Genomic DNA, 6822 nt, shown 5'->3' with positions numbered 1-6822 from the left:
CCGCCGGGGAACCAGGCGGCCTGTACGAGCGCCCCCGCGACCGCTGCCACGGCGCCGAGCAGGAAGAGTCCCAGATAGGAGACGACCCGCCCTGCGGAGGGAGGCTTGAGGGGCTGCGCGAGCAGGGAACCCGGCCCGCCCGGACTCACGACGCCGCCCCCTCGGTCCCGGCGAAGAGATCGGTCTCCACGTCACCGGCCTGTTCCCCGGCTTGTTCTCCGGCCTGTCCCCCGGCTTGTTTCCCCCGCACCAGCTCGTAGTACTCGGTGGTGAAGACGGGCTGGGCGAGCTGGTTGGACAGGGCGAAGTACGGCTCGGCCACCTCGATCTGGGTGGCGTGCGCCCGCATGGCGGCGGCCTTGACGGCGGCATACGCGGTCCCGTCGATCCGCGTGGTGACGCGCTCGTCGTCGACGACGCCGGGAACGTCGTCGACGGTGGCGGACTTGCCGAACGGCAGCCCCGGCAGATCGTCCTCGAGCCGGGCGAAGGCGGCCTCGGCGACGGAACGCGGCACCCGGTTCCAGTACACCTTGGCGATCCGCCACGGCTCGCCGAGGTCGGGCCGGACGGCGGGGACGGCGGCCAGGTCGGCGGCGCGCATGGCGATGCGGTGGGCCTGGATGTGGTCGGGGTGGCCGTAGCCGCCGTTGTCGTCGTAGGTGACGAGAACCTGCGGCCGCACCTCACGGATCACGGCGACGAGGTGCTCGGCGGCCCGGTCGACGTCGGCCTGCCAGAGACAGCCGGGGTCGTCGTTGTCGGCGAGCCCCATCATCCCGGAGTCCTGGTACCGCCCGGCCCCGCCGAGCAGCCGGAAGTCGTCCACCCCGAGTTCCCGCATGGCGGCGGCGAGCTCCTGCCGCCGGTACGCCCCGAGAGCGGCCCCGTTCAGGTGCCCCAGCTCGGCCGGGATGACCTCGCCCCGTTCCCCCAGCGTGCAGGTCACCAGGGTCACCCGGGCGCCCTCGGCGGCGTACCGCGCCATGGTCGCCCCGTTGTTGATCGACTCGTCATCGGGGTGCGCGTGCACCAGCATCAGCCGCCGAGCGGCCCGTTCCGTCATGGGACCACATTACGAGGAGCCGGGCCCCGCCCCCGGTTCGGGCTGCCGGGTGCCCCGAACCTGTCATAGGCATGTCGTAAGTTTGTGGAGCATGTCATCCCCACCGCAGTACGGCTCTCCGCTCCCGCCGGTCCCGCCGGCCTCACCGGCACCCGTGCCTTCCCGCCGCCCCGTCGGTGTCCTGGCCGCCGCGCTGGTGACGGGTCTCCTGATCGGCGGGGGTGCCGTGGGCGCGGCGTGGGCTCTCAGCGATGACGGCCGGACCACCGCGTCCGCCCCGGCGGACGACGCGCGCGACGCGTGCCGCGCCCTCGACCGGTTCGACGAGTCGAAGTACGAATCCAAGGGATCGGAGCGCGAGATCGCGTTCAACCGGTTCGCCGCGGCCGATGTGCTCGCGGCGTCGGCGGCCGCGGGCGACGATCAGTACAAGCCGCTCGCCGAAGCCATCCGGCTGGCGCAGACGCGCTTCCACAAGACCTTCGGCTTCGGCAAGGAGGTCAAGCAGGAGCTCCAGAAGGCGAGGGACCTCTGCGGCGGCCTCAGGTGAGCCCCGTCCAGGTGAGGACCGCGAGGAGAGTGGGCGCGGGGCAGGCCAGTACGCCCAGCAGGAGCAGGCGGCTCTCCGGGGCCAGCCGGCGGACGCCGGGCACGAAGGCGACCGCGGTCAGCACGCCCACGGCGCCGGCGACGACCAGGGCGCACCACAGCAGGAAGCTCCCGGCGGGCGCCCACGCCCCGTCCGCCCCGGCCGACACGAACACCACCACGCCGACGAGGTACGCCAGCCAGGCACAGGACACCAGCGTCAGCCCCCACAGAACGGCGGCAAGCACGACGACGCCGGTCCGGGCGCGACGCGGCACCGACGGGCGGGGGCCGTACAGCCTTGTGTATGTGCTCGGGTTCATCGTCGGTCCTTTCGTCCGCACCAGTCGTGACCGATCTTCGCCGCGCGCCGACCGACTCGGCATGAGCGCTGGTACTCAACTTTCGTGGGCCGCATGCCGGGAACCCCGCATCGGCGACCTGCACCCACCCGCAGGGCTCCTCCTGCACGACAGGCCACGCGGGAAGGCGCGGTGTGGCAGGTGGTGTCGTGCACCAGACCGCCGGTGTGGCGTCCCCGGTTCGGGTGCTTGCCGTCCGCAGTACGGGACTGGACGTGCGGGGGCACGCTAGACACCTCAGGGGCCTGACGCGTCAAGTTGCGGGGGCGGGTTCCGGTTGTGGCAGGCACAGTTCGGCCCAGATCATCTTGCGTGGGAAGCGCCCCTCGGTGACGCCCCAACGGTCGGCGAGGGCGTCCACGAGCAGCAGACCACGGCCCGACTCGGCGTCCGCGTCCGGCTCTTGGAGCTTCGGTCGACGGTCACCGCGTGTGTCGGTGACTTCGATGCGGAGCGTGCTGCCGACCACGTAGAGCGTCAGGCGGAAGCTGCGGCCGGGGAGCCGGCCGTGGGTGGCCGCGTTCGCCGCCAGCTCCGCCACGACGTGGCTCGCCGCCTCGACCGGGAGCTCCCACTTGCGGAGCTGGTCGGCGGCGAGCAGGCGGGCCAGACGGGCGCCTCTCGGGGTGGACGACAGGAGCACGCTGAAGTTGTGGATAGCGGTGTCGAGTTGGGGTGCCGTATCGGCAATTTCCTGATTCACGTCACTCAGCGTGGCCGAGCAGGCTTACCGTGATGAGTAATCACGCTGTTGCGTAGGGTCACCGTCCACAGCTTGTCCGGTGCTGTCCAAGCTGTCGATGGCGTTCCTACGGGTACGGCACGGCACTACGGAGGGGCGCACATGTCGGTGGACGGCGAGGCGGTACGGACCCGGGTCGCCCCGGAGGCGACGGACGAGCCGGGGTGGGAGGTGGATCCGGACGACGACTGGGCGCTCGCCGTAGTGGCCACCGTGGGGCGGCAGTTGAGGCTGCGGCGAGAGGCGCTGGGGATGCGCGTCGCCGAGTTCAGCGCGGCGGTCGGGTACGGCGACGACCTGGTCTACAAGATCGAGAGTGGGAAGCGGATCCCCCGGCCCGAGTACCTGGACGCGGCGGACGCGGTACTGAGCGCCGGTGGGCTTGTCTCGGAGATGAAGGAGGACCTGAAGAAGGTCCGGTACCCGAAGAAGATTCGGGATCTCGCACAACTGGAGGCGCGAGCGGTTGAGCTGCAGCTCTACGATCCCTTGAACATCCATGGGTTGTTGCAGACACCGGAGTACACGCGTGGGCTGTTCCAGATGCGGCGGCCCGCCTATGCCGCAGACGATGTGGAGCGAGGTGTGGCCGCGCGCATGGCCCGGAAGGCCGTGTTCGATCGAGATCCTGCACCTGAACTCAGCTTCATTCAGGACGAGTGGACGCTTCGGCGACGCCTCGGGGGGAGAATGGCGGTGCGCCGACAGCTCGAACATCTGCTTGAGGTGGGGCAGTTGCGGAACGTCGAAATCCAAGTGATGCCGATGGACCGCGAAGAGCACGCCGGGGTGGATGGAGGGATCGAGGTGCTGAAGTTCGAGGACGGCACGGCGGTGGGGCGCTCACCGGGAGTCGCCAGTGGCCGTCCGGTCAGCGATCTGCGGCAGCTCCGTATCCTCGAGTTGCGGTATGGCATCATCCGGGCGCAGGCCCTCACACCCCGTGAGTCGACTGCCTTCATCGAGCAACTGCTGGGGGAGACATGAGCCGCAAGACCTCGTCCAGAGACACCTCCGACCTGGCGTGGTTCAAGAGCAGCTACAGCAGCGGCGCAGAAACCGACTCCTGTGTCGAGATCGCCACCGAGCCCAGCACGGTCCATGTCCGCGACTCCAAGAACATCGAGGGCCCTCGTCTGGCCTTCGCCCCCTCCGTCTGGGCGGAGTTCATCCCTTACGCATCCGAAAACTGACCGGCAGAGCAGCGCGTTGGTGGGCTGTGGGGGTGGGTTGGTGTGGTCGTGGGTCGGTGGCGTGGCCGTGGGGCCGCCCGCTTCTCGGGTCAGTGTCGTGCTTCCGCGGCCCGCGTCAAGGGCGCTGCACTGCGCTGCGCTGCGCTGCGCTGCGTTCCGCGTCGGCTACGCCGATCGGCCTCCGGCCGCCCCTTGACCCGGTCCGCTCCAGCACGGGGGAGAAGCGAGCGGGCGGCCGGAGGAGGAGCGGTGTCCCGGGTGGGCCGGGCCCTTGCGTGGGCTGCGTCCTGCCCCGGAGTTGAGGGTGCGCGGTCGCGCCTCGCCAGCACGCCGGGCGGGTTCGGCGGCTTGCGGTTTGTCTGCTCAGGCGGTCCTACGTTGTTGGTGGGTCGATCAAGGCCAGTCGTAAGGTCTTGGAGATCCAGAGACACCGGGTATGGCTCTCAGGCGGTTGCACACGATGGTTCATCTGACCTGGCCGCCCGGTGTCTCACGACGACTCGGCCGCTGATTAGGAGCTGCGGGCCCCTCGGGTGCATCGCTGAGTAGGACCACGTTGGCGAGGTCGTCCGGACGAACATTGCATGTCGAACGGCCGGAGGAACAGGTGGCCCGGATCTGGGCGGGGACGGACATCGGCAAGAGCCACCACCACTGCGTGGTGCTGGACGCCGAGGGCAGACGGCTGATGTCGCGGCGAGTACTCAACGACGAGCCGGAGCTCCTGGCCCTGCTCGCCGACGTGCTCGCTCTCGACGAGGACGTGGTCTGGGCGGTCGACGTCGCGGACGGCATGGCCGCCCTGTGGGTCAACGTCCTGCTCAACCACGGCCAGCGGCTCGTCTACATACCCGGCCTCGCGGTCAACCGCGCCGCCGCCGGCTACCGCGGCACTGGCAAGACCGACGCCAAGGACGCCACCGTCATCGCCGACCAGGCCCGGATGCGCCGGGACCTGACCACGCTGCGGCCGGACGACGAGCACGTCATCGAGCTGCGTGTCCTCACCGGCCGCCGGGCCGACATCAACGCCGACCGCACCCGGCGGATCAACCGGCTGCGCGGCCAGCTGACCAGCATCTTCCCCGCACTGGAGCGAGTGCTCGACCTGGGCAACACCGGCCCGCTGGTCCTGCTGGCCGGCTACCAGACCCCCGCCGCCCTGCGCCGAACCGGCCGCAAACGACTGGAGACCTGGCTGCGCAACCGCAAGGTCCGCAGCGCCGATACCCTCGCCGAAACCGCCCTGGCCGCAGCCGGACGCCAGCACACCGCCCTGCCCGGGGAGAAGATCACCGCCCAGGTGATCCACACCCTGGCGAAGGAGGTGATGGGCCTCAACGAGCAACTCGCCGAGATCGACAAACTCATTGCGGCCCGGTTTCGCGAACACGCCCTCGCCGAAGTGATCGAGAGCATGCCCGGCATCGGCCCCCTGATGGGCGCCGAGTTCCTCGCCGCCACCGCCGGCGACATGAACCGCTACGGCAGCGCCGACCGCCTCGCCAGCCTCGCGGGTGTCGCCCCGGTGCCCCGGGACTCGGGCAGTGTCAGCGGCAACCTGCACCGGCCACGGCGCTACCACCGCGGACTGCAACGCGTCTTCTACACCTCCGCGCTGATCAGCATCCGCAACTGCGACGCGTCGCGACGCTTCTACGAGCGCAAACGCGCTGAAGGCAAGCGGCACGTCCAGGCGGTCCTCGCCCTGGCCCGACGCCGAGTGAACGTCCTGTGGGCCCTGCTCCGTGACGGACGGTGTTACCAAGACGGCCTCTCAGTCACAACAGCGGCTTGACAACAGCATTAGGAGGTCAGTTCGGTTTGGACCGCCGCCGTCGCGAGGAGGCCGTGGCGGATGTACCACTCCGTGGACAGCAGCGCCTCCCGGTCGGCTGCCGGCAGGACGGCAAGCCGGCCCGGCAGAGCTCCCCGCCGCACTTCGGAGCGGTGGGCCAGGATGGCGCCGACCTTCTGCCCGAGCCATGGGCGGACGTCAACGGTTGCCGTGATCCACTCGTCCGGGACGCTGTACATCGTCCTGCCTTCCCGAACCAGACGTGCGCCCAGCATCCGGGCGGCGGAGTCGGGATGGGTGGCCAGGTAGAGGGCGCTCGGCCGCCAGGGGAGCCCCGCATCCGGACAGAGCCGGTCCAGCCCGGCGGCCTGGACCGCGAGCATGGTCACCCTGTGCGTGTGGACGTGGTCGGGATGCCCGGTCAGCCCGCCGTAAGCGTCATGGGTGACGACGATGTCCGGCCGGAACTCCCGGATGTGTACGACCAACCGCCGCACCGACTCGTCGAGCGGCGCGTCGCAGAACCGCACACGGCCCGGCGCCGACTGCGGCACGCGCGCATCGGCGTAGCCGAGCAGACGTGGTTCGCCGGCGCCCAGGATGCGCAGCGCATCGGCCAACTCCGCAGCCGCCAGGTGTCTTCCGCCCAGGTCGCCGTGACGACCGCGGTTCGGCCTCCTCCGGCCGCGTGACGAGCGAGCACACCCCCGGCCGACAGCGACTCGTCATCCGGATGAGCAAAAACCGCGAGCAGACTCGGAAGAGGCACCGGGTCACTCCTCTCTGAAGGGAGGAAACACGCGGCCGGAGGGGGCCGGATGGGACAAGTGGCGGATTTGGGCCACAGTATGGAAGCGTGACCTGCGAATTTATGTATGAGAGCTGGCCCAAATCCGCCACTTGTCTCGGGACGCGTGCCCAGTGAGGCTCCTGTGACAGCAGGGGCCTCCGGCATCCACTTGGTGCACCGGCCCCACCACCCACTTCCCGGCCCCGCGCCGGACATATGGTGCGCGAGTCGTGAGCACTAAACCGGTTTAATGTTCACGACTTGGCGCAGCACCCCGGAGGAC

8 protein-coding genes and 1 pseudogene are annotated in these 6822 nt (G+C 70.0%); 4 read left to right on the top strand and 5 right to left on the bottom strand.

The window, feature by feature from the left end:
• Window positions 1–149 (bottom strand): DUF6113 family protein (locus C1I97_RS40760; protein WP_258382765.1); only part of this gene is annotated, 149 nt, incomplete at its 3' end.
• Window positions 146–1066, bottom strand: a complete 921-nt coding sequence (mshB, locus tag C1I97_RS27810) for an N-acetyl-1-D-myo-inositol-2-amino-2-deoxy-alpha-D-glucopyranoside deacetylase (protein WP_111005894.1) — start codon at window positions 1064–1066, stop codon at window positions 146–148. The genes mshB and C1I97_RS40760, both read right to left, overlap by 4 nt.
• A 154-nt stretch (window positions 1067–1220) precedes the next feature.
• On the opposite strand from mshB, the gene C1I97_RS27805 reads away from it, so the two are divergent.
• Window positions 1221–1616 carry a hypothetical protein gene (locus C1I97_RS27805; protein ID WP_111005893.1) on the top strand — a complete coding sequence of 132 codons (396 nt, stop codon included), beginning with the start codon at window positions 1221–1223 and terminating at the stop codon, window positions 1614–1616.
• Here C1I97_RS27805 and C1I97_RS27800 read toward each other — a convergent pair.
• Complete coding sequence (locus C1I97_RS27800) at window positions 1609–1977, bottom strand: hypothetical protein (protein ID WP_111005892.1); 369 nt, start codon at window positions 1975–1977, stop codon at window positions 1609–1611. The two genes, C1I97_RS27805 and C1I97_RS27800, sit on opposite strands and share 8 nt — an antisense overlap.
• A gap of 292 nt (window positions 1978–2269) precedes the next feature.
• Window positions 2270–2719: an ATP-binding protein gene (locus C1I97_RS27795; RefSeq protein WP_258382764.1), complete on the bottom strand. Its 450-nt coding sequence runs from the start codon at window positions 2717–2719 to the stop codon at window positions 2270–2272.
• 141 nt (window positions 2720–2860) lie between these two features.
• Here C1I97_RS27795 and C1I97_RS27790 point away from each other — a divergent pair, with 141 nt between their 5' ends.
• The 3 genes from C1I97_RS27790 to C1I97_RS27780 all read left to right on the top strand — a co-directional run bounded on the left by C1I97_RS27790 (window position 2861) and on the right by C1I97_RS27780 (window position 5749).
• A complete protein-coding gene (locus C1I97_RS27790; protein WP_111005890.1) occupies window positions 2861–3745 on the top strand; it encodes a helix-turn-helix domain-containing protein in 885 nt (294 codons plus the stop codon).
• The gene (locus C1I97_RS27785) at window positions 3742–3951 is read left to right on the top strand and encodes a DUF397 domain-containing protein (protein ID WP_111005889.1); all 210 of its coding nucleotides are present in this window, start codon (window positions 3742–3744) and stop codon (window positions 3949–3951) included. Before C1I97_RS27790 ends, C1I97_RS27785 begins: the two co-directional genes overlap by 4 nt.
• 607 nt (window positions 3952–4558) lie before the next feature.
• Window positions 4559–5749 carry an IS110 family transposase gene (locus C1I97_RS27780; RefSeq protein ID WP_111005888.1) on the top strand — a complete coding sequence of 397 codons (1191 nt, stop codon included), beginning with the start codon at window positions 4559–4561 and terminating at the stop codon, window positions 5747–5749.
• Window positions 5750–5757: 8 nt separating this feature from the next.
• Here C1I97_RS27780 and C1I97_RS27775 read toward each other — a convergent pair.
• Window positions 5758–6518 (bottom strand): annotated as a pseudogene (locus C1I97_RS27775) (PIG-L deacetylase family protein).
• Window positions 6519–6822 lie beyond the last annotated feature (304 nt).

Origin of the sequence: Streptomyces sp. NTH33, assembly GCF_003236365.1 — a bacterium.
Classification (GTDB): Bacteria; Actinomycetota; Actinomycetes; order Streptomycetales; family Streptomycetaceae; genus Streptomyces.
Note: the sequence above shows the minus strand (reverse complement) of the source record. Positions and strands in the feature narration are given on the sequence as shown.

Excerpts from the sequence above, each read along its gene's own strand:
- C1I97_RS27800 (WP_111005892.1), bottom strand. The coding sequence starts at position 1,977 with ATGAACCCGAGCACATACACAAGGCTGTACGGCCCCCGCCCGTCGGTG.
- mshB (WP_111005894.1), bottom strand. The coding sequence starts at position 1,066 with ATGACGGAACGGGCCGCTCGGCGGCTGATGCTGGTGCACGCGCACCCC.
- C1I97_RS27790 (WP_111005890.1), top strand. The coding sequence starts at position 2,861 with ATGTCGGTGGACGGCGAGGCGGTACGGACCCGGGTCGCCCCGGAGGCG.
- C1I97_RS27785 (WP_111005889.1), top strand. The coding sequence starts at position 3,742 with ATGAGCCGCAAGACCTCGTCCAGAGACACCTCCGACCTGGCGTGGTTC.